This is a genomic window from Actinoplanes sp. NPDC026623 (assembly GCF_040638275.1).
Classification (GTDB): Bacteria; Actinomycetota; Actinomycetes; order Mycobacteriales; family Micromonosporaceae; genus Actinoplanes.
Map to the genome: position 1 here is coordinate 1 of NZ_JBEZXZ010000157.1, position 20,807 is coordinate 20,807.

Below are 20,807 nucleotides of genomic sequence, written 5' to 3' on the forward strand. Positions count from 1 at the left end.
GACCGCCGGGCTCGTCCAGCAGGACGGCCGGTGGGGCCCGGCGCTCGACCCGGCGGCCTTCGGCGTCGGCCGGCCCGACATGCCCCGGCTGCTGGCCGGGTGCCCGGCACCGGTGGTCCTGGCGCGCGGCGCCGGCGATCCGATGAACACCGACCAGCAACTGGCCGCGCTGGGCGTCCCGGTGGTCACCCTGCCCGGCGTCGGGCACAGCGCGCACGTGCAGAGCCCCGAGCTCGTGTTCCCGCTCCTCGCGGCCGGCCTCGGTCGGTGAGCGGGATGAGCAGGGTAGTGCCCGACGCCCGCTATTCGCCCCGGAACACCGGGGGGCGTCGCTGCAGGCTCGCCTCGATGCCCTCGACGCTGTCGCGGGTCGTCCACAGCTCCCGCTGTTCGGCCAGTTCGTGCTCCAGCGCCTGCCGGATCCGGGCCGCCAGGCCGCCGCGCAGCGTCTGCCGGATGGACCGCACCGCCAGCGGCGCGGACCCGGCGATCTGCAGCGCCAGCTGCCGGGCGGTCTCCCGCACCCGTCCCGGCTCCGCGAGCCGGTCGGCGAGACCGACGCGCACGGCCTCCTCGCCGCCGACCCGCCGCGCGGTCAGCAGCATGTCCGTCGCGACCTGCCGGCCCACCAGCTCCGGCAGCGTGACGCTCAGGCCGAAGCCCTGGTGGAAGCCGAGCCGCGCGAAGTTCGCCACGAACCGCGTCGAGGCCTCCGCGACCCGGAAGTCGGCGGCGCACGCCAGGCCCAGCCCGCCACCCACGGCGCTGCCCTGCACCGCGGCGATCATCGGGGTCCGCACGTCGAGCAGCCGGGCCGCGCCCCGGTACAGACCCTCGGCCGCGGCGGCCCGGTCGCGGACGAAATCGCCCTCGCCGAGATCCGCGCCGGCGCAGAAGTGCTTGCCCTCCGAGGCCAGGATGATCACCCGGCAGGCGGGGTCGTCGTCCAGGGCCAGCGCGGCGTCGACGATCCGGGCCAGCAGCGCCTCGTTGACGTGGTTCGCCGGCGGCCGGCGCATTTCCAGCACGGCCACACCGCCGGCGACGGTGACCGATAGATCGGTGCTGGTTTCCAAACCCACTGCATGCCTCCGCGAGCAACGACGACTTGTCACGACACCCTGTCACGGGCGCCTCGGAGCTCAAGGCCGCGCGTACTCGGCGTCGCAGATGATGGTGGCACCGTAACCGTGAACCCGGTTCTGGATGACCTGAAGCTGGTCGACGCCGGGCAGGTGCCGCACCTTGGTGTAACCCGCGCAGTCGAAGAAGCGGCCCTTCGTCTCGAGGTTGAACGACTCGGGCATGCTCGACTCGTTGGCATCCTTGAGCACATCGGGCCGGTCCTTCATCATTTCCTGGAAGCGCCGCCAGGCCGAGGCCCGATCCCTGAACTCCACCTCGCCGGTGGGTTCGAAGGCCGGAAGCGCCTCCTTGATCGCGGCCTTCTGCTCGGCCGTGGCATCACTGTCGAGGTAGACGGTCACGGCGAAGTGGTGCATGGGCTGACCCGGCACGCCGGTGACGAGGAGAACGCCGGTCGCCGCGGCGGCCCCGACCAGCATCAGGCACAGGGCGCCGGCGGCGAGCAGCGACCGCCTGCGCCGGGCGGACGGCTTCGCGGGCGCCGGCACCGCGCTCTCCTCGGGCGCGGGAACATTCTCGGGGTTGGTCACGGCTGGGGACCCTAACAGCGGCTAGGCCCTGGGGATGGCCCGGGTGTTGTACAGATAGCGGCCGTCCTGCAGGAACGTGATCAGCGGGTGCACGCCCTCCTCCTTCTCCACGCCGATGAACACGTCGTGGGAGGCGCCCTGGGGCCGGGCGGCGTTCAGCAGGACCCACCGCGTCGTCGTCGGCTCGGCGCCGGCCTCCAGGGGTGTGTGCGTGACCTCCAGGCCGCCGTCCGCCGGCCTCACCTCGTATGCGTCCGCGGGCGACGAGTAGCGGCCGGCGAGCGGCTCGGCCGGGACCGGGCTCGCCGGGGGTGTCGGGCGGGCCGGCAGCTCCACCCCGGCGGTGGCCGCCAGCACCGCCTCCAGCACCTCGTCGATGAGGGCGCGCGCGTCGCCGCCGTTCGTCGTGATCGCCACCACCACGTCCCGGCCCGGCAGCACCCGCCAGCACGCGCGCTGGCCCGGCAGGCCGCCGTCGTGGCCCACCGCCGGCACGCCGTCCCAGTCGAAGAGCATCAGGCCGAGACCCCACGCGTACGCCGCCCGGGCGCCCATGTCCGGCAGGGCGACCTGGGGCTCGCGCATCGCCGCGAACGCGCCGGGCGGCAGGATCCGGGTGCCGTCCTCGCCGACGCCGTCGGCCAGGAACATGCGGCCGAACCGGACCAGCTCGCGCATCGCCGCGCTCGCGATCGAGCCGGCCGGGGAGTTGGATCGGGGCTGTTCCCAGCGCGGGAGCACCGTCCGCCCGGCGCCGGCGTGCCCGGCCGCGGCCCGGAACAGGACGGCCTCCTCCGCGTGCAGCGCCATGTGGGTGACGCCCAGCGGCTCGATCACGTGCCTGCGCAGGGCCGACTCCCAGGTGCCGCCGCGCAGCCTCGCGATCAGGGCTCCGAGCACCACGTAGCCGGAGTTGCAGTAGGAGAACAGCGCGCCGGGCGGGGACACCTGCCGCGCGTTCGCCCGCATGAACTCGACAAGCCTGCCGACCGCGTCGTCGCCGCGGCCGGTGTCCTCGAACACGTCGCCGTCGAAGCCGCCGGTGTGCGAGAGCAACTGCCGGACGGTGACCGCCTCGGACGCGGCCGGGTCGAGCACCCCGAACTCCGGCAGGTAGCGGCGCACCGGCGCGTCCAGCTCGACCAGGCCCTCGCCGGCCAGCTGCATGATCAGGGCGGCGGTCCACACCTTGGTCACCGACGCGATCCGGAAGAGGCTGTCGGGGGTGGCCTCGACGCCGGTGTTGCGGTTGACCACCCCGGTGGCCGCCTCGGCGAGCCCGCCCGCGGCACCGACGGCGACCGCCGCCCCGGGCACCCCGTGCCGCTCGGCGGCCTCGTCGATCCACGCCTGGAGTTCCGGGAGCAGCGCCATGCAATCGACCGTACCCGCCGGGCAGGCCCGGCGAATCTCCTGTGGACACCTACCAGGGTGCCGCCGCGAATCGCTCCAGGCAGACCCGGCGATCATCGGGATCGGCGATCGCCTCGATGAGGCGGGTCGCCTCGGCCCTCAGCCCTTCCGCGCCGGGGTCGCCGGACCGGGAAGCGACCCGGGCGAGGGCCTCGGCGGCGAACGCGCGGTCCCAGTCGGCGAACGCGGCCGGGTGCGCCTCGATCAGCTCGGCGTACCGGGCCGCGTGCCGTCCGGCCACCTCCAGCAGGCCGATGGCCACCGCCACGCCGGCGATCATGTACTCGCCCCGGCCGTGATTCGCGACCGTGCCGACCTGCATCCAGTGATAGGTGGAAGCGTAGGCCGCGTACAGCGCCCTCTCCCGTTCGATCAGCGGGCTTTCCTCGGAGAGGCCGCCGCTCAGCACGTCCCAGGTGCCGTTGTTCAACTCGACGCCGAACCACCGGTGCAGGTCGCCGCCGCCACTCTGCTGGGCGACGACGGCCTCGACGAGATCGCGCCAGCCCGCGAAGTCATGCTCGCGCGCGATCACCAGCTGGGCATCCCGCAGCGTGATCTCGGCGGGCGCCTCCGGGCGCACGGCCCGGACCCGGGCCACGGCGGCCGGGCTGCCGCCCGCGTACGCCCGGCGCAACTCCTTGGCCCGCACGCGAAGCTGGCTGGTGTCGGCGTGATCGGGCAGTTTGCTGACGCTCATGGGTCTCTCCATCGTCACCCGGGCCCGCTGCGAACCGGGCGCGACTGGAAACGCGCATGGCGACGCACGATGGTGAGGAATCCAGGTGCACTCGGTGCTTGCCGCGGACGGGAGGCGCCCTGGTACGCGCTGCGCCCACCATACACACCGGCGGCAGCCACGCGGCGGGTCCGGTCGCCCTGCTGGGCCGGCTCATGGTGCCGAGGCGCGGAGCAGGGCGCGGCTGATCCGGCCGAACTCGGTGGCGTCCCTGGTCGCGTACAACTGGGCCGGGCGGCCCTGGACGTCGGCCCACAACAGATGCGACGGCGGGCGCAGCCGGGCCCGGAGGACGGCGAGCGCGGACGGCAGCGCCACCAGGACGGCGAGCATCGCCAGGGTCATCGGCAGCGGCAGGCGGGGTCCGGCCGCGAGGACGACGGGCAGCGACATCGCCGCGGTTGCGGCGGCCCGCCGGGCGGCGGCCTCGACGCCGCGTACCGGATGGTGCTGGAGGACCCGGAGCCCGCCGGCGCGCGGGCCGAGGACCGGGGCCGGCTCGCGCAGCTGCCCGCCGACACCGCCGCCTTCACCGGCCGCCGCGCCGAACTGGCACACCTGCTCGACCTCGCGGCTGACACCGCGGCCCCGAGGGCGGGCGGGGTGGTGATGATCTGCGCCGTGGACGGCATGGGCGGCATCGGCAAGACCACCCTCGCGGTGCACGCCGCGCACCGGCTCGCCGACCGGTATCCCGACGGCTGCCTCTTCCTCAACCTGCACGGCTTCACCCGGGCCATCGACCCGGTCGAGCCCGGGCCGGCACTCGAGCGGCTGCGCGCCCTCGGCGTACCGCCCACGTCGCTCTGGCCGGGGGCGACCACGAGGGCGCCCGCCGGCACTGGGAGCGGGCGCTGAGCCTCTACACCGACCTCGAGGTCCCGCAGGCCGGCGAGATCCGCGCCGAGCTGCACCGGGCACGCCTCGTCACCTGAGCACCAGCCGCCGGATCACCGGCGCGGCGTCGCCGGTCAGCGACAGCACGACCCGGGTCCGTCGCCGGGCGGTGGCGTCCTCGACGATCCGGCCGTCCGGTTCGACCCGGAGCCCGAGCATCGGCGCGTCGAGGGGCCGCAGGTCGCCGGTGGCGATGCCCGCGGCGAGCGGGTCGTGCAGCGGCACCCGGCGCTCGCCGAGCCGGGCCTCGTAATGGTCGAGGTACGTGATCAGCATCGCGGCCAGCGCCGCGGTCAGCGGGGTGCCGCGGTCCGCCAGCGCGGCCCGGTCGTGCTCGCCGAAGCGGTGCCGCATGGTGACGTCCAGCGGCACGAGCGTCACCGGCCAGGCGGCGTCGAGCACCTCGGCGGCGGCGGTGGGATCGTTGGCGATGTTGGCCTCGGCGTGCCCGGTGATGTTGCCGGGCACCCGGACCGCCCCGCCCATGACGGTCACGTCGCGCACCAGCGCGGCGAGTTCCGGCTCCCGGCGCAGCGCCGCCGCGAGGTTGGTCATCGGGCCGGTGGCGACGACCCGCAGCTCGCCGGGGTGCCGGCGGGCCGCCTCGATCAGCAGGTCGGCGGCGGTGCCGGGGGCCGGCTCCCGGGGCGCGCGCGGAAGCTCGACTCCGCCGATGCCGTTGCCGCCGTGTATCCGGGTCGCGCCGCCGGCGTAGCGCCCGCCGAGCGGGTGGTGCGCGCCGGCCGCGACCGGTATGTCGTCGCGGCCGGCCAGCGCGAGCAGGTCGAGGGTGTTGCGCGCCGCCTGCCCGGCCGCGGTGTTGCCGCTGACGGTGCCGACGGCGGTGAGCTCGACGCCCGGGTGCCCGAGCAGCAGCGCGAGGGCGAGTGCGTCGTCGATCCCGGTGTCGCAGTCGAGATGGAACGGGGTCACCCGACGATGATGGCGGGCCGCGGCCGCCGCCGCCACCGGGATCAGCCCGGCGCGGACAGCTCGTTGTAGCCGGGTGCCCGTTGCTGGCCGGAGAGGTCGCCGATCGCCGCCATGATGGCGTCGGTGGCGTCGCGGCGGGCCCGGCCCGCGCCGGCCGCCGGCGCCGCGAACCGCAGCGGCGCCCCGAACCGCACGGTCACCCGCCCGGGCCGGGGCAGCCGGGCGCCGACCGGCTGGATCCGCTCGGTGCCGAGCACGGCGACCGGCACCACGGGGGCACCGGAGGCGAGCGCGAGCCAGGCCACCCCGGTGCGGCCGCGGTAGAGCCGGCCGTCGCGCGAGCGGCTGCCCTCGGGGTGGATGCCGAACGCCCGCCCGTCGCGCAGCACCGCCAGGGCCGTCTCGAGCGCCGCCTGCGCGGCCCGGTGCGCCCCGCGCGGCACGGAGATGGCGCCGACGCCCAGCAGCGTGGTGCGCAGCAGCCGGCCCCTCAGGCCGGGCCGGGTGAAGTATTCCTCCTTGGCCAGGAACGCCACCGGGCGCGGCGACACCAGCGGGATGAGGAAGCTGTCGATGACCGACAGGTGGTTGGCGGCCAGGATCACCGGACCGTGGCCCGGCACGTGCTCGCGGCCCTCGACGGTGGGCCGGAACGCCAGCCGTGACAGCGGCACCAGCATCGCCCGGGCGACCTGCGGCAGCATCTCAGCGCTCCACGTAGGAGTCGATCGCCGCGCGCAGCAGCGGGCCGGGGTCGTCGGTGTCGACGGTCATCTGCAGGCTGCCCCAGAGCCAGAGCTGGGCGAGACCGTGCAGGTTGGCCCACAGGGCCCCGGCCACCACGGTCGCGTCGTCCGTGCCGGGCCGCGCCCGGCCGACCAGATCCACCAGTACGGCGAAGAGCGGCTTGGTGGCGGCGCGCAGCCCCTCGTGGTTTCCCCGCAGCAGGTCGTGCCGGAACATCAGCTCGAACATGCCCCGCTCGGTGCGGGCGAAGTCCAGATAGAGCCGTCCGAGCGCGAGCAGCCCGGCGTGCGGGTCGCCGGCGTGATCGAGCGCGCCGATCTGGCTGCTCAGGCGCTCGTAGCCGACCCGGGCGACGGCGGCCAGCAGGTCCCGGTGGGTGGGGAAGTAGCGCCGCGGCGCGCCGTGTGACACCCCGGCGCGGCGCGCGATCTCCCGCAGCGACAGCGCCCCGGTGCCCTCCGCGGTGACCAGCGCGACGCCGGTCTCGACGAGACGGGTGCGAAGTTCGTCCGGCATGGACACTGTCTACCAGCGTCCGTAGACAGTGTCTACCCGTCGCCCTCGGGGATCGGCGGCGCCCAGTGCGGCCGGGGGATCAGGCAGAACGGATGCCCGGCCGGGTCGGCGAAGACGTCCGTACCGGACAGCGGGGTCGCGCCGAGGCCGAGCACCGCCGCGCGGGCGGCGGCGACGTCCTCGACCATCACGTCGAGGTGGATCTGCTGGGGCAGCGCCGGGTCCGGCCAGGACGGCGGCCGGTGGTCCGGTGCGCGCTGGAAGGCCAGCCCGGACGCCCGGTCGCTGGTGGAGACGACGGCGAAGTCCTCGTCCCGGTACGTGATCGGGTTGCCGAGCAGCCGGCTGTAGAACCGGGCCAGCGTCAGGGGATCGGGGCAGTCGAAGATCACGTGGTGCATTCGTCCGATTGGCATGGGTCCTCCGGTGTCCTGGGGGATGGGCATGTCGAGAACGGCGGGCCCGGCACGACCCACGGGTATGACGAAGTTCCTGCTGATCCAGCACCACGTCGCCATGGGCGCGTGGACGCCCGCCGACGTCCGGCGTCACTACGACTACCAGACGTCGCTGGACGCCGAGCTCGCGGCGGCCGGGGAGTTGGTGGAGACGCAGGGTCTGTCGGGCCTGGCACGGCTGGTGACCAGCGACGGAAGGGCCGGCGACGACGCGGCGTGCGGCGCCGCCGCGGGCGGGATGCCGCTGCTGGCCGGGTACCGGATCGTCGACGTGGAGTCGGAGGAGCGCGCCCTGCGGATCGCGGCCCGGGCGTCGGCGGCGCCCGGGCCGGGCGGGGTGCCGCTGCGCCAGCCGATCGACGTCAGGCGGCTCCTCACCCCGTGAGAGCGCTTTCTCGGCGTAACCGGTTCCGTCGGTCCATTTCGGGGCTCTGGCGCGAGAAAGCGCTCTCTCGCCGCAGATCCTTTCGTCATCCTTAAGTCGATCGATGTCTGCTTGACCGGGTCTCGTCCGCCGCGCTTAAGTTTCATAACTGTTAATTCCCTTTCCGGTTATCGTCCCCACCCGGAGTCCGTCATGCGCAGATCCCCCAGCCGTGCGCTGCTCGCAACCGGCCTCGCCGTCCTCGCCGTCCTCGCGACGGCCGGCGTCAGCCTCGCCGCCCGCGCCGCAACGGCCACCCCAGCCGTCACCGCCGCCGCCGTCTTCAACCATCCCGGCGTTCTGCTCAGCCGCGCCCAGCTCGACTTCGTCAAGGGCAGGGTCGCGGCGCAGGCGCAGCCCTGGACGAACGCCTACAACCAGATGATGGCCAGCAGGTACGCCTCGCTGTCGCGTACGCCGCTGCCGCGGGCGACCGTCGAGTGCGGCTCCTACTCCAACCCGAACTACGGCTGCACCGACGAGCGCGAGGACGCCATCGCGGCGTACACCGACGCGCTGGCCTGGTACATCACCGGCAACCAGGCGTACGCGACCAAGGCGATCGCGATCATGGATGCCTGGTCCGCCACCATCAGGAACCACACCAACAGCAACGCGCCGCTGCAGACGGCGTGGGCCGGCTCGGTGTGGCCGCGGGCCGCCGAGATCATCAGGTACACCTACCCGAGCTGGCCGGCGCAGGAGCGCTTCGCCACCATGCTGCGCACCGTCTACCTGCCCGTGGTCCTCCCCGGCATCCACAGCAACGGCAACTGGGAGCTGTCGATGATGGAGGCCGCCGTCGGCATCTCCGTCTTCCTCGACGACCGGGCCGCCTACGACCGGGCCATCGCCCGCTTCCGGCTGCGCGCCGCCTCCTACATCTACATCGCCGCCGACGGCTCCCAGCCGAAGTACCCGCCGGCCGGCGGCATCGACACCCGCGCCGAGCTGATCAGCTACTGGCAGGGTCAGAGCACCTTCGTCGACGGCCTGTCCCAGGAGACCTGCCGCGACTTCACCCACACCGGCTACGGCATCTCCGCGATCGCGCACGTCGCCGAGACGAGCCGCATCCAGGGCGGCGACCTGTACCCCGAACTTCAGGACCGGCTGCGGCACGCGCTCGGCTTCCACACCAAGTTCGAGAACGGCGTCGCGGTGCCCTCGAACATCTGCGGCGGGACCGTCGCCAAGGGCCTCGGGCCGATCACCGAGGTCGGCTTCAACGCGCTGCACAACCGCCTGGGCATCGCGATGGCCAACACCGAGTCCTACACCGTCGCCCACCGCCCGCAGGGCAGCAACAACCTCTTCGTCGCCTGGGAGACCCTGACCCACGCCGACAACCCCGCCTGAGCCGACCCGCCGCGGACAACCCATGCACGTTCGTCGCATGATCCCCACCCGTACCCGAAGGGCCCCCATGAATCCCCCCGAAAGGCGTCGCACCCGCGCGGCGCTCGTCTGCACCCTGGTCCTTGCGGCGCTCGGCGTCGTCGGCGTCGCCACGAATGCCATGGCGGCCGCCACCGGCACCGTGGTCAGCTCGGCCAACGGCAAGTGCCTCGACGTCACCAACGGCTCGACCGCCAACGGCAACCTGCCGCAGATGTGGACCTGCGCCGCCGGACCCAACCAGAGCTGGACGTACGGCGACGACCTGTCGCTCAGGGGACTGGGCAAGTGCCTCGACGTGGCGAACGGCGCCACCACCGACGGCGCCGTCGTGCACCTGTGGGACTGCTACGCCGGGCTGACCAGCCAGCAGTGGACGTACACGGCCGGGCACGACCTGGTCAACGTCAAGGCGAACAAGTGCCTCGACATCAAGGACAACAACCTCGCCGACGGCGCCAAGCTCCAGCTCTGGACCTGCGGCGGCGGCGCCAACCAGAAGTGGACGGTCTCCGGCGGTACGCCGCCGACCACCCCGCCGGTGACGCCGACGACCGTGCCGCCGGGCAGCGGCAACCCCGACCTCGGCCCGAACGTGTCGATCTTCGACCCGTCGATGTCGCAGTCGAGCATCCAGAACCGGCTCAACACGGTCTTCAACCAGCAGGTACGCAACCAGTTCGGCAGCGCGCGGTACGCCCTGCTGTTCAAGCCGGGCTCGTACAACGTCGACGCGAACGTCGGCTTCTTCACCCAGGTGGCGGGGCTCGGCCTGACCCCGGACGCGGTGAACATCAACGGCGCCGTGCACGCCGAGGCGGACTGGTGGCCGGACGGCTCGCAGAACGCCACCCAGAACTTCTGGCGCTCGGCCGAGGGCCTCTCGGTGACCCCGGCCGGCGGGCTCGACCGGTGGGCGGTGTCGCAGGCGGCGCCGTACCGGCGCATGCACGTCCGCGGCAACCTGGCGCTCTCCGACGGCGGCTGGTCGTCCGGCGGCTGGATGTCCGACACCCGGATCGACGGGCAGGTGCAGTCCGGCACCCAGCAGCAGTGGATCACCCGTAACTCGCAGCTGGGTTCCTGGTCCGGATCCAACTGGAACCAGGTCTTCGTCGGCACCTCGGGCGCACCGGCCAACAGCTTCCCGAGCCCGCCGTACACGACGGTCAACCAGACGCCCGTCGTCGCGGAGAAGCCGTACCTGTACGTCGACTCCGCCGGCGCTTACCAGGTCTTCGTGCCCGCGCCGCGGACCAACTCGTCCGGCACCACCTGGGCCAACGGCAACCCGGCCGGGCAGTCGCTGCCGATCGGCACCTTCTTCGTCGTCAAGCCCGGCGAGACCGCGGCGAACATCAACGCGGCCCTCGCGGGAGGCAAGAACCTGCTGGTGACGCCCGGCGTCTACAACCTCAACCAGACGATCAACGTGACCCGGGCCGGCACGGTCGTGCTCGGCCTCGGCCTGGCCACCTTCGTGCCGCAGAACGGCATCACCGCGATGACGGTCGCCGACGTCGACGGCGTACGGGTCGCCGGCCTGCTCTTCGACGCCGGCACGACCAACTCCCCGGTGCTGATGGAGGTCGGCCCGAGCGGCTCGGCGGCGAACCACGCGGCCGACCCGACCGTGCTGTCCGACGTGTTCTTCCGGATCGGCGGCGCGATCGCCGGCAAGGCGTCGGTGAGCCTGCGGATCAACAGCGACAACGTGATCGGCGACCACGCCTGGATCTGGCGCGCCGACCACAGCGACAACAACACCAACGGCTGGAACGTCAACCCGGCGGCCAACGGCCTGACCGTCAACGGCGACAACGTGACGTTCTACGGCCTCTTCGTCGAGCACTACCAGCAGTACCAGACCATCTGGAACGGCGAGAACGGGCGCACCTACTTCTACCAGAACGAGATGCCCTACGACCCGCCGAACCAGGCCGCCTACATGAACGGCTCGACGCAGGGCTGGGCGGCGTACAAGGTGGCCGACTCGGTCAACAACCACGAGGCCTGGGGCCTGGGCTCGTACGCCTACTTCAACGTCAACCCCGGCGTGGTCAACGCCCGCGCGTTCGAGGTGCCGGTGAAGTCCGGGGTCAGGTTCCACAACATGGTCACGGTGTCGCTCGGCGGCACCGGCACGATCTCGCACGTCATCAACAACACGGGAGCCGCGGTCAACAGCGGCCACCAGGTCACCAGCCTGGTCAGCGGCCCCTGATCGCCGGCGGACGCACGGAAACGGCCCGTCACGGCGGGCCGTTTCCGGCGTTCATCCGCGGGCGTTGTAGCGCTTCCTCGCCCACAGGTAGCCGCCCAGCGCGATCACCGCGCACCAGGCGACCGCCGCCCACAGGCTGCCGCCCACCGGCGCGCCGGTCAGCAGGGACCGGATGGTTTCGATGATCGGCGTGAACGGCTGGTGCTGGGCGAACTGCTCCAGGCCCGGCGCCATCGACTCGGGCGGGACGAACCCGCTGCCGAGGAAGGGCAGCAGGGTTAGCGGCAGCGGCGTGTTGCTGGCCTCCTCGACGGTCTTGGCGACCAGCCCCAGCGCGGTGGCCAGCCAGGTGAACGCGAAGGTGGCCATGGTCAGCACCCCGGCGACGCCGAGCCAGGCGGCCGGGCCGGCCGACGAGCGGAAGCCGACGGCCAGCGCCACGCCGAGCACGATGCCCAGGCTGACGAAGGTCTGGATCATGCTGCCCAGCACGTGCCCGGTCAGCACCGACACCCGGGCGATGGCCATCGTGCGGAAACGGGCGATGATGCCCTCGGTCATGTCGGTCGCCACCGAGACCGACGTGCCGGTGGCCGCGCCGCCGACGGTCATCAGCAGGATGCCGGGCACGACGTACATGAGGTATTCGGTGCGGCCGCCGCCGAGCCCGGCGCCGAGCGAGCCGCCGAAGACGTAGACGAACAGCAGCAGGAAGATCACCGGCATGCCGGCGAGCATCACCGTCATGGCCGGATAGCGCCGCATGTGCTTCAGGTTGCGGCGCAGCATGGTGCTCGAATCGCGTACGGCGTAGGAGAACGTGGTCATCGGGCCGGCTCCTTCTCCGTCAGCGCGAGGAAGACGTCGTCGAGGTCGGGCGCGTGCACCGACAGCGTCTCGACCTCGACCCGTGCGGAGTCCAGGGCGGCGAACAGCGCCCGCAGCGAGCTCACGCTGCCGTCGCCGGGCACCTGCAGGGTGAGCTGGTCGGGATCTACGTCGGCCGGGTCCAGCGCAGCGGCGGCCAGGCCCAGGGCCCGCGCGTCGGCGAAGCGCAGGGTGACGTGACCGCCGGGAACCAGCCGCTTGAGCTGCTCGGCGGTGCCCTCGGCCACGATCCGGCCCCCGTTGAGCACCGCGATCCTGTCGGCCAGCTGGTCCGCCTCCTCCAGGTACTGCGTGGTCAGGAAGATCGTCACGCCGTTCGCGACCAGGTCGCGGACCGTCTGCCACATGGCCTGCCGGCTGCGCGGGTCGAGCCCGGTCGTCGGCTCGTCCAGGAACACGATCCGCGGGTCGCCGACGAGGCCCATGGCGATGTCGAGGCGCCGCCGCATGCCGCCGGAGTACGCGGCCACCTGCTTGCCGGCGGCGTCGGTCAGGTCGAAGCGCTCGAGCAGTTCGGCCGCCCGGCGCCGGCCCGGTTGCCGGCCCAGGTGGTGCAGGTCGGCCATCAGCAGCAGGTTCTCCCGCCCGGTCAGCAGCGCGTCGACGGCCGAGAACTGGCCGGTCACGCCGATCGCCGCCCGGACCGCGTCCGGCTCGGTGACCGGGTCGTGGCCGCCGACCCGGATCTCGCCCGCGTCGGCGCTGATCAGCGTGGTCAGGATCTGCACGGCGGTGGTCTTGCCGGCGCCGTTCGGGCCCAGCAGGGCGAAGACGGAGCCGGCCGGCACGTCGAAGTCGATGCCGTCCAGGACGGTGAGCTCCCCGTACGCCTTGCGCAGGCCGGTCGCGGTGATCATCGGGCCTCACCGGCCGTGGCGCGGCGCACGATGATGTTGCCGAACGAGGTGGTGGCGCGCACCTCGACGTGCTGCTCGCCCGGCCCCGGCGCGCCGGCGTTGTCGAGGTCGTTGAACACCTTGCCGAACTGGGTGTTGAGGTCGAGGTAGGCGGCGGTGCCGGCGGCGATCCCGACCTCGAGCTCGCCGGTCGCCGTACGGATGGAGACCCCGCCGCGGTGCACGGCGCCGAGCCGGATGCTGCCGATCGCGGTCGCCGCGTCGACGCCGCCACGCGCGTCGCCGACGACGATGTCGCCGTTGGAGGTGCGAACGCGCAGGTCGCCGCCGACGGTGCCGAGCCGGCTCTCGCCGTTGGAGTTCTTCACGACCGCGCCGCCGGCGATCACGCCGACCCGGATCGCGCCGGTGGCGGTGGTGATCTGGGCGTCGCCGGCCACGGATGACGCCACGATGGCGCCACTGGCGGTGGTGATCTCCAGCGGTCCGGTCCGGTCCAGGTGCACGTCGCCGGTGGCGGTCCTGATCCGGCAGGCGCCGAACTCGCCGGCGCCGTGGAAGGCGGCGACCGCCGCGTCGCCGTGCACCTCGGAACCGGTGGGCATCGTGATCACGACGTCGACGGAGCCGGTCTTGCCGAACAGGCCGAGGGTGCGGCGCGGCTTCGGGGTCTTGACCAGCAGGTGGCCGGCGGCGAACTCGACGCGGGTCTGCTCGGTGGCGCGGATGTCGGCCTCCGAGTCCGGGTCGCTCGGGCGGACCTCGACGAGGGTCTCGCCGCGGTCCTCCGCGCTGATCCGCACGTCGCCGACGATGACCTCGACGGTCGCCGTGATGGGTCGGGGGGTGTCGAAGCTAGGCATGATCTGGTCCTTCCTGTTTCTCAGCGGGCCCAGCCGGTGTAGCGCTGTCCGCCGAAGGGTGCGCGGGAGGTGCGGGGCGGTTCGACGGTGTGCACGGCGGCGGTGGCGGCCCGCACGAGCCAGGCGTTCACCGAGAGGCCGTCGCGGGCGGCGGCCTCCTCGATGCGGGTCTTGAGCTGGTCGGGGAGCCGGAAGTTGATCCGCGACACCGCGCCGTCGGCGTCGGGCTCCGGCTGCTCGGCCGGCTGCGGGGGTGGGGGCGGGGCGTCGAAGCCGGCCCGCTCGGCCGGCGGCGGGGTCACGACGAAACCGGGGGAGCCGCCGCGCAGCCGCACCTCGACGGAGCCCGGCGCGAGGTCCCGGGTGATCTCGTCCGCGGCCGCGGAGAGCGCGTCGAGCAGGGCGAGCCGGAAGGCCGATTCCATGGGGGCGGTCAGCCGGTCGGCGAGGGCGCGGGCGTCGGGGCCGCCGAGTTCGGCCGCCCCGGCCAGCTCCTCGCGCAGCCGCTCGACATACGAGGTCAGGTCCATGACGCCATAATGGCACCATAGTGGCGCCACTACAAGTACGTCTGGCGCCCTATGGCGCCAGGGGTGGCGCCTATGGGGTCGTCGTGACGAGACCGGTCTCGTACGCGACGACGACGAGCTGGGCGCGATCGCGGGCGTTGAGCTTGGTCAGCAGCCGTCCGACGTGGGATTTCACGGTGGCGACGCTGAGGGTCAGGTGCGCGGCGATGTCGGCGTTGGACAGGCCGCGGGCGATCAGGGTCAGGATCTCGCGCTCGCGCCCGGTCACCCCGGCGAGTTCCCGGTGGAAGGCGTGGGACGGGCGCGGCTGGGCGCCGAACGCGGCGATGAGCCGCCGGGTGACGCTGGGCGCGAGCAGCGCCTCGCCGGCCGCGACCACCCGGATGGCGTCGAGCAGCCCGGCGGCGGTGGTGTCCTTGAGCAGGAAACCGCTGGCGCCCGCGCGCAACGCCCCGTAGACGTATTCGTCGAGGTCGAAGGTGGTGAGGATCAGCACCCGGGTGTCCGCGCACTCCCGGCAGATCCGCTCGGTGGCCTCGATGCCGGTCATGTCCGGCATGCGGATGTCCATCAGCACCACCCGGGGTCGCTCCGCCAGCGCCAGCCGGACGGCCTCGCGGCCGGTGCCGGCCTCGCCGACCACGGCGAAGCCCGGATCGGTCTCGAGCAGGACCCGGAAGCTGTCGCGCAGCAGCGTCTGATCGTCGGCGATGAGCACCCGCACCGGTTCGGTCACGGCCGTGCCTCCCGGCCCGTCCGCCGGTACGGAATCCGGGCGGTGACCGCGAACCCGGCGCCCGTACGCGGACCGGCCCGCAGGCTGCCCCCGTACGCGGCGACGCGCTCGCGCATGCCGCGCAGCCCGTGCCCGTCCTCGCCGGGCACCGTGGCGGCGCCGTCGTCGACCACCCGCACCGTGACGGACTCCGCGCCGGCCTCGACGCTGACCGCGCAGCCGGCGGCCCGGGCGTGCCGCACGACGTTGGTCAGCGCCTCCTGGACGACGCGGTAGACCACCAGCCGGACCCCGTCCGGCGGCGTGACCTCGCCGCCGAGCGTCATCTGCACCCGGACGCCGGCCTCCTCGGCGCGGTGCGCGAGGGTCCGCAGGTCGTCGTCGGAGCCCGAGGGCGTGGCGGGTTCGTGCTCCGCGCGGAGCAGGCCCACGGCGCGGCGCATCTCGACAAGCGCCTCGCGGCCGGCGGTCTCGATGACCTCCAGCGCCCGCAGGCTCTCCTCGGGCCGCACCGCCGCGACGTGGCGGGCGACGCTGGCCTTCATCGCGATCATGCTCAGGCTGTGCGCCACGGTGTCATGCATGTCGCGGGCGATCCGCAGCCGCTCGTCGGTCACCGCACGCGCGGTCTGCTCGCCGGCCGCCCGCTCGGCGGCCCGCCGCCGGTGCCGCACCAGCCATCCCACCAGCCACGGAACCGCGACGGCCGGCATCGCCACCAGCGGCGCCGCCGGCCACAGCAGCCCCAGCGCGGCGCCGGCGCCGAGCCCGGCGGCCAGCGCCGGCACCGACCGCGACGGCGCCGAACCCGCCGCCACCCGGTACTGCGTCAGCGCCACGGCGGCACACAGCCCCGGTGCGGCGTACGGGGGGATCACGCCGGCGGCCAGCACCGCGCCGGACCCGGCGGCCGTCAGCACCGCCGCGGCCGCAGGCCATCGCCCGCGCACCGCAACCGGCGCGGCGACGGCGCACACCAGGACCCACTGCCACCAGGTGGCCGGGCCCGCCTCCTGCGCGGCGTAGCCGCACACCACCAGGACGGCGACGGCCGGCACCGCGTCGACGACCTGCCCCCGCACCCGGCTCACCCGGCCAGGCTAGCGACTGCCGCCGCCGTTGCCGTCCGACTCAGGGCTGTCATCCTCGGGTAGCAGGCGCGGCCGCGCACTTGGTGCCGTGATCCGATGCGCCGCACCGTGCCGCGGCGGCAGAGTCGTGGGCATGATCTCAGCAACGGTCGACCCGCGGCACACCGCCGATCGGGCGTTCACCTTCCCCGGCCCGTGGCTGGGCGGCGCGTCCCTCATCGCCGGGCCCCTGCTGCTGCTGACCGGCACGCTGCTGCGGATCGGCGTCCCGTTCTTCTTCCCGCAGCAGATCGCCGCCTACCAGCGGCAGCCCGCGCTGATCGGCACCGCGTACGCGCTGTTCCTGGCCGGCACCATCGCGCTGTGGCCGGGCGTCGCCGCCGTCGCCGGCCGGGTCGGGGCCACCCGGCCCGGCTGGGCCGTGTGGGGCGGCAGCCTGGTGATGTTCGGCCTGTTCGCCCGCGCCTTCCACTACGGCGTCAACACGTTCGTCTTCTCCCTGGTCGACAGCGCCGGCGCGGACGGCGCCACGCGGGCGGTCGGGGCCTACTACCGCTATCCGGAGTGGGTCGTGTCCAGCCTCACCGCGGCCGTGATGCTCGGCTGGATCGTCCTGGCGATCGGATGCTTCCTGTCGCGCATCCTGCGGCTGCTGCCGGCGATCGCCCTGGCGCTGACGTCCGGCCTGATGATCGGCGTCCTCAAGGGAAGCAGCTGGGCCTCGGTCGTGCAGGTCGCGGGGCTCGCCGTGGCGTTCGTACCGCTCGGCGTCGCCTTCCTGCGCGACGCCGACCGGCCGCCGCGGCGCACCCTCGTGCGGACGATCCCGCTGCTCCCGCTCTTCCTGGTCGGCTCGGTCGTCCTCGGCCGCCTCGGCTGACCGCCCGCCGGCACGCCGGGGTGTGGCGCAGCCATGATCGCCGTCGGGCCGGTCCGGGACATCGATCGACGACCGTGGGCGGTAGCGTGAACACCGGATCGACGGTGCGGCCATGACAGCGGAGGTCGTCTCGTGCCCTTACCTGCTGACAGTCATGTGCACAGCCAGTGGTCGTGGGACACGCCGGTCGGTGACATGGAGCGGTCGTGCGCGCGAGCCGTGGAGCTTGGCCTGCCGGCGATCGCCTTCACCGAACACCTGGACCACACCGTGTGGCGGATCGCCCTGACGGGCCCCTACGTCATGGACAACCTCACCGCGCTCGCCGACATCGACGGGCGGCTGACGCCGCCCGCCTTCGACGCCGCCGGGTACCTGGAGTCGATCGAGCACTGCCGGCGGCGGTTTCCGGAGCTGCGCATCCTCAGCGGTCTGGAGCTGGGCGAGCCGCACCGCCACGCCGAACAGATCGCCCGGGTGCTGGCCGCCGGCCGGTTCGATCGGCTGCTCGGATCCCTGCACACGCTGCCCGACCAGGGAACCTTCGCCGAGCCCTGGGGCATCTACCCGCACCGGGACCCCCACGACGTGGTGCGCGACTATCTCGCCGGCGTGGCCACGATGGTGTCGGCGAGCGAGCCGTTCTCGGTGCTGGCACACATCGACTATCCGGTCCGTTCCTGGCCGGCCGAGACCGCCGGCCGGTTCGACCCGGCCGCCTTCGAGGACGAGTTCCGGCACGCGCTGCGGCTGACCGCGCAGTCCGGCCGGGCGCTGGAGGTCAACACCCGGCTGCCGCTGCACGCGACCGTGCTCACCTGGTGGCACGACGAAGGCGGCGACGCGATCACCTTCGGCAGCGACGCCCACCTGCCGGACCTCGTCGGCCACGGCTTCCGCGACGCCGCCCAGATGGCGCAGGCGCACGGCTTCCGGCCCGGCAGGAATCCCTGCGACCTCTGGGCCCGTGTCGATTGAGCCCTTCGACCCGCCCGCTGCCGCCGGTGCCTAGCGCTTCCAGAACGCCTTGCGGGCGGGCGGTGGCGGCGGGGCAAACGCCTCCAGGGCCTCGCGGGCCGCGGCCCACTTCTCCTCGAGACCTCCGCCGGCGCGGAGCCGTTCGATCAGGGCGCGCAGGCCCTTCAGCTCGTCGCCGGTCATGTCCTCGAGCAGCGCGCCGAGCCGGCTGGCCAGGTCGGCGAGCAGGTCCCGGCGCTCGAACGCCGACCGGGTCTCGGCGTCGCGCAGCCGGGCGGCCTCCACCTCGACGATGGCCCTGAGGCCGGCCACCGTCAGGGCGGCGCCCGCCGGTGCCGCCGCGCGGCCGAGGCGGCCCGAGGCCTGCAGGCTCGCCGGCATCGCCGCGAACGGCGCCGGGCCGGTCCGCGCCGGCTTCCGCATCGGCGCGAAGGCGGCGCTGCCAGGTGCGGGCGGGGCCATCGGCGCCGCGGCGGCGATTCCCATCGGCATCGCGGCCGGGGAGATCGTGGGGGCCGAGAACATGTCCCAGCCGGACGGGGCCTCGACGGGCTGGGTCGCCCGGCGCGTCTCGCCGCCCTCGTTGACCACCCGGCTGTCGACGGCCACGAACGCGGTGAACCGGCACAGCACCCCGTAGCGCAGGGAGGTGGCAACGATGCGCTGCTCCAGGTCGCGTTCGCCGGCCGCGTAGCGGTCCTCGAGGTCGCGCAGGCAGGCGCGCGCCCATTGCGCGGTGACCGCCGGCTCGGCGCCGAGGTGCACCGGGACCTCGCGGACGAAGTCCTGGTCGGTGCGGGTGCGGCCGCGCACCGTCAGGGCCCGGCCGGCCGCGCCGGTGTAGCGGCCGAAGACCACCAGCGGCACGCCGGGGAAGACCGTCCGGGGGGCAGCGGGCTCGACCGTGAAGCCCTCGCCGGTGATGGTCACGTCGGTGAGCACGGGCGCGGCGATCCGGCGGTGGATCTGCTCCATCGCCTCGTCGAGGCGGTCCTCGCTCTCGACCAGCTCGCAGCGCCCGGCGCCGAGCGCGGCGAGCCGGCCCAGGAATCCGGCGTTGACGGCCCGGTCGATGCCGACCGTGTGCACCCGGGTGCCGCCGATCAGCGGCGTGATCTCGGCGAGGATCTGGTCCTCGTTGCCGACCTGCCCGTCGGTGACCAGCACGAGGACCCGGTCCCGGTCGCCCGCACCGGCGAGCAGGGTCAGCCCCTCGCGCAGCGGTGCGAGCAGCTCGGTGCCGCCGCGCGCGTCGGCCCGGGACAGGTGCTCGACCGCGCGGAAGCGGTGGCGGTCGCTCGCGTGCGAGAGGCCCTCGCCGAGGTCGGCGGGCCGGTCGACCCGGTTGTCGAAGGTGAGCACCGCGAAGCGGTCGCCGGCGGTCAGGGTGTCGACGACCCGGGCGGCGGCCCGGCGGGCGGCGACCATCTTCCAGCCGCCCATGCTGCCGGAGCGGTCCAGCAGCAGCACGACGTCCTTCTCCCGGGCGGTGGCGGCGTCGTCGTCCGGCGCCACCAGCACCAGCTGGTAGGTGCCCTCGGCGCCGCCGTCGGGTACGCACACCGCGCCGGAGCCGTCACCCGCGTACGGCAGGCGCAGGATGAAGTCGCGGTCGGCGCGCTCGCCGGGCGCGATCTCGATCCGGGTGCCCTCGCGCGTCACCGTGTGCAGGCTGGAGCGGATCTCGCCGAGCGGCAGGCCGGCCGGGTCGATGTCGACGCCGACGCTGAGCCGCAGCGGGTTGGGGAACCCGGGCAGCAGCACCGGAGCAGTGATGCGGGAGGCGTCCGGGACCGCGTCGGTGTCGGCGGCCCGCCCGGAACCGACGGCCGGGCCCGGCAGCGGCGTGCCGGGCACGTAGCGCGGGGCCACGACCAGCGGGAAGCGGAACGTGGCGGCGCCGTCCTCCCAGGGCAGCGGCCCGACCAGGACCAGCTCGACGGTGACGCGCTCGCCGGGCAGGATGTTGCCGACGCGCATGGTGAAGACGTCGGGGCGCTCCTGCTCCGCGATGGACGCGCGCCGGCCGGACTCGATCGCCCGGTCGTAGGCCTCGCGGGCCGCCGCGCGCTCCTGCAGGTCGGCCGCGACCGTGCGGCCGTCGGCGGTCATGGTCATGGCCGTCACCGCGGCGCGGTCCGGCAGCGGGAAGATGTAGGTCGCCTCGAGCGCGGTGTCGAAGGCGTTGACGAACTCGGTGGTCACCGTCGTGCGGGCGACCAGGCCGCTGATCGACGCCTGCACGTCGAGGCGGTCCAGCGGGAGGTTGCCGCGGTCGGTGCGCAGGGAGCCGACACCGGCGTCGGGCAGGATCCGGATCCGGTCGATCTCCACCGGATCCATCGGCGTGACGGACAGGGTCATGATGGGCTCCCATCGTCGGGGTTCTCGCCGGTCAGCAGGCCGCGGTCGGCGAGGAGGTCGAGCAGGGGCCGCGCGGCGAGGGCGATTGCGGCGTAGTCGGCGGCGTCCGGGGGTACGGCAAGGACCAGGATCGCGCCGCCGCCCAGCGCGACACCGCCCACCGGCCGGGCGGTCACACCGGCCGGCCGCCCGGCC

General features: G+C 73.8%; 23 protein-coding genes and 1 pseudogene. 7 read left to right on the forward strand and 17 right to left on the reverse strand.

Annotated elements, in window-relative coordinates; genetic code table 11:
* A partial coding sequence (locus tag AB0F10_RS33130; RefSeq protein ID WP_360634119.1) for an alpha/beta fold hydrolase occupies positions 1-271 on the forward strand: 271 nt, incomplete at its 5' end.
* Between the two features lie 31 nt (positions 272-302).
* Here the strand turns inward: AB0F10_RS33130 and AB0F10_RS33135 are convergent.
* From AB0F10_RS33135 to AB0F10_RS33155, 5 genes are all read right to left on the reverse strand, one after another.
* Positions 303-1,082: an enoyl-CoA hydratase/isomerase family protein gene (locus AB0F10_RS33135; protein WP_360634122.1), complete on the reverse strand. Its 780-nt coding sequence runs from the start codon at positions 1,080-1,082 to the stop codon at positions 303-305.
* Between the two features lie 60 nt (positions 1,083-1,142).
* Positions 1,143-1,676, reverse strand: coding sequence for a permease-like cell division protein FtsX (locus tag AB0F10_RS33140; RefSeq protein ID WP_360634125.1), 534 nt, complete (start codon positions 1,674-1,676; stop codon positions 1,143-1,145).
* Positions 1,677-1,697: 21 nt separating this feature from the next.
* The gene (locus AB0F10_RS33145; protein ID WP_360634128.1) at positions 1,698-3,050 is read right to left on the reverse strand and encodes a serine hydrolase domain-containing protein; all 1,353 of its coding nucleotides are present in this window, start codon (positions 3,048-3,050) and stop codon (positions 1,698-1,700) included.
* Positions 3,051-3,099: 49 nt separating this feature from the next.
* Complete coding sequence (locus AB0F10_RS33150) at positions 3,100-3,789, reverse strand: hypothetical protein (RefSeq protein ID WP_360634131.1); 690 nt, start codon at positions 3,787-3,789, stop codon at positions 3,100-3,102.
* A 192-nt stretch (positions 3,790-3,981) separates the two neighbouring features.
* Complete coding sequence (locus AB0F10_RS33155) at positions 3,982-4,386, reverse strand: DUF6232 family protein (protein ID WP_360634134.1); 405 nt, start codon at positions 4,384-4,386, stop codon at positions 3,982-3,984.
* Here AB0F10_RS33155 and AB0F10_RS33160 point away from each other — a divergent pair.
* Entirely contained in the window at positions 4,273-4,686 is a 414-nt protein-coding gene (locus tag AB0F10_RS33160; protein ID WP_360634184.1) for a hypothetical protein, read from the forward strand. The two genes, AB0F10_RS33155 and AB0F10_RS33160, sit on opposite strands and share 114 nt — an antisense overlap.
* Before the next feature lie 69 nt (positions 4,687-4,755).
* On the opposite strand, the gene AB0F10_RS33165 is transcribed toward AB0F10_RS33160, so the two are convergent.
* From AB0F10_RS33165 to AB0F10_RS33180, 4 genes are read right to left on the reverse strand one after another with little or no spacing between them, the layout of a single operon-like run.
* Positions 4,756-5,658, reverse strand: a complete 903-nt coding sequence (locus AB0F10_RS33165; protein WP_360634137.1) for a nucleoside hydrolase — start codon at positions 5,656-5,658, stop codon at positions 4,756-4,758.
* Between the two features lie 41 nt (positions 5,659-5,699).
* Complete coding sequence (locus AB0F10_RS33170) at positions 5,700-6,362, reverse strand: lysophospholipid acyltransferase family protein (protein WP_360634140.1); 663 nt, start codon at positions 6,360-6,362, stop codon at positions 5,700-5,702.
* Between the two features lies 1 nt (position 6,363).
* Entirely contained in the window at positions 6,364-6,921 is a 558-nt protein-coding gene (locus tag AB0F10_RS33175) for a TetR/AcrR family transcriptional regulator (protein ID WP_360634143.1), read from the reverse strand.
* Between the two features lie 32 nt (positions 6,922-6,953).
* Entirely contained in the window at positions 6,954-7,337 is a 384-nt protein-coding gene (locus AB0F10_RS33180) for a VOC family protein (RefSeq protein ID WP_360634146.1), read from the reverse strand.
* A gap of 64 nt (positions 7,338-7,401) precedes the next feature.
* On the opposite strand from AB0F10_RS33180, the gene AB0F10_RS33185 reads away from it, so the two are divergent.
* From AB0F10_RS33185 to AB0F10_RS33195, 3 genes are all read left to right on the forward strand, one after another.
* Positions 7,402-7,764 (forward strand): hypothetical protein, encoded by a 363-nt coding sequence (locus AB0F10_RS33185; protein ID WP_360634149.1) that lies wholly within the window; start codon positions 7,402-7,404, stop codon positions 7,762-7,764.
* 192 nt (positions 7,765-7,956) lie between these two features.
* A complete protein-coding gene (locus AB0F10_RS33190) occupies positions 7,957-9,162 on the forward strand; it encodes an alginate lyase family protein (protein ID WP_360634152.1) in 1,206 nt (401 codons plus the stop codon).
* Positions 9,163-9,229: 67 nt separating this feature from the next.
* Complete coding sequence (locus tag AB0F10_RS33195) at positions 9,230-11,425, forward strand: RICIN domain-containing protein (protein ID WP_360634155.1); 2,196 nt, start codon at positions 9,230-9,232, stop codon at positions 11,423-11,425.
* A 51-nt stretch (positions 11,426-11,476) separates the two neighbouring features.
* Here the strand turns inward: AB0F10_RS33195 and AB0F10_RS33200 are convergent, their stop codons facing one another.
* The 6 genes from AB0F10_RS33200 to AB0F10_RS33225 form a co-directional block, all read right to left on the reverse strand.
* A complete protein-coding gene (locus tag AB0F10_RS33200) occupies positions 11,477-12,253 on the reverse strand; it encodes an ABC transporter permease (protein WP_360634158.1) in 777 nt (258 codons plus the stop codon).
* Positions 12,250-13,170, reverse strand: a complete 921-nt coding sequence (locus AB0F10_RS33205; protein WP_360634160.1) for an ATP-binding cassette domain-containing protein — start codon at positions 13,168-13,170, stop codon at positions 12,250-12,252. Before AB0F10_RS33205 ends, AB0F10_RS33200 begins: the two co-directional genes overlap by 4 nt.
* Entirely contained in the window at positions 13,167-14,033 is an 867-nt protein-coding gene (locus tag AB0F10_RS33210; RefSeq protein WP_360634163.1) for a DUF4097 family beta strand repeat-containing protein, read from the reverse strand. The genes AB0F10_RS33205 and AB0F10_RS33210 overlap by 4 nt, the downstream gene beginning before the upstream one ends.
* A 20-nt stretch (positions 14,034-14,053) precedes the next feature.
* Complete coding sequence (locus tag AB0F10_RS33215) at positions 14,054-14,563, reverse strand: toxin-antitoxin system HicB family antitoxin (protein ID WP_360634166.1); 510 nt, start codon at positions 14,561-14,563, stop codon at positions 14,054-14,056.
* Between the two features lie 70 nt (positions 14,564-14,633).
* Positions 14,634-15,299, reverse strand: coding sequence for a response regulator transcription factor (locus AB0F10_RS33220; protein ID WP_360634169.1), 666 nt, complete (start codon positions 15,297-15,299; stop codon positions 14,634-14,636).
* Positions 15,296-16,390 (reverse strand): sensor histidine kinase, encoded by a 1,095-nt coding sequence (locus AB0F10_RS33225; RefSeq protein ID WP_360634172.1) that lies wholly within the window; start codon positions 16,388-16,390, stop codon positions 15,296-15,298. The genes AB0F10_RS33220 and AB0F10_RS33225 overlap by 4 nt, the downstream gene beginning before the upstream one ends.
* Before the next feature lie 133 nt (positions 16,391-16,523).
* Here AB0F10_RS33225 and AB0F10_RS33230 point away from each other — a divergent pair, with 133 nt between their 5' ends.
* Entirely contained in the window at positions 16,524-17,270 is a 747-nt protein-coding gene (locus AB0F10_RS33230; protein ID WP_360634175.1) for a hypothetical protein, read from the forward strand.
* Positions 17,271-17,402: 132 nt separating this feature from the next.
* A complete protein-coding gene (locus tag AB0F10_RS33235) occupies positions 17,403-18,248 on the forward strand; it encodes a PHP domain-containing protein (protein ID WP_360634178.1) in 846 nt (281 codons plus the stop codon).
* Between the two features lie 30 nt (positions 18,249-18,278).
* Here the strand turns inward: AB0F10_RS33235 and AB0F10_RS33240 are convergent, their stop codons facing one another.
* Together AB0F10_RS33240 and AB0F10_RS33245 are read right to left on the reverse strand one after the other, a co-directional pair.
* Positions 18,279-20,612, reverse strand: a complete 2,334-nt coding sequence (locus AB0F10_RS33240; protein WP_360634181.1) for a VIT domain-containing protein — start codon at positions 20,610-20,612, stop codon at positions 18,279-18,281.
* Positions 20,609-20,807 (reverse strand): annotated as a pseudogene (locus AB0F10_RS33245) (hypothetical protein); the annotation flags it as partial. The pseudogene AB0F10_RS33245 and the gene AB0F10_RS33240, both read right to left, overlap by 4 nt.